This window comes from Cohnella baijiui (assembly GCF_020731285.1).
GTDB lineage: Bacteria > Bacillota > Bacilli > Paenibacillales > Paenibacillaceae > Cohnella.
This window is the reverse complement of the sequence record NZ_JAJFOW010000095.1, coordinates 1-687: the sequence shown is the minus strand read 5'-3', so window position 1 is coordinate 687 and position 687 is coordinate 1. Positions and strand designations below refer to the sequence as shown.

The 687-nt window shown below is 49.1% G+C and carries 1 protein-coding gene; it reads right to left on the bottom strand.

The features are described from left to right. Positions 1–133 precede the first annotated feature (133 nt). Positions 134–687 (bottom strand): amidohydrolase family protein (locus tag LKX83_RS31780; RefSeq protein ID WP_227887250.1); only part of this gene is annotated, 554 nt, incomplete at its 5' end.

Here is a 687-nt window from a genome sequence, read left to right as displayed (position 1 = left end):
TCTTCTCCCGCTTCGCAGCGCAGCGGCGCTTTTGGCCCGATAAAGTCATTTAGCATATCAATAATAACAATCGCGTGTTTATCTCCTCGCAGCATTGAACTCATTCCCCCTGGTTAAAAAATTTAGATACGGCTTATAGCTGAACGCTTTCTTTCTTTTGTGTATTTTGCTGCACTGCCCGACTCTCGTTGGACTTGGTCAGGTTAATGACAGCATCAAGGTGCTGTGTGCTCTGACGTTTTACGAATTGACCGTATCCTTCCTGGCCTACGATGCCTTTTCCGTCTTCATAAACAACATTTCCGCGCACGATCGTCATCACCGGCATACCTTTGAGCTTAATATCGTGAAGTGGATTGTATTTAGCCATCGAGAATGTTTCTTCCTGGTTAATGACATGCTCCTTCTCCAGATCGATGATGGTGAAGTCGGCGTCGCTGCCGATCTCTATCGCACCTTTCTTCGGATAAATGCCGTAATGGATGGCGGCGTTGCGGCTGGTCACTTCCACGAAGCGGGACAGCGACAATCTTCCCTTGTTCAAGCCCTCACTTACCAGAATCGGCACCATCGTTTCCACGCCCGGAATGCCCGGGAAGCTGTTCCAGATGTCCGAATCGGCTGCTGCTTTTTCCGTCGCAATCTCATATGGAGCATGATCGGTTCCGACAAAGTCAATCGTGCCAT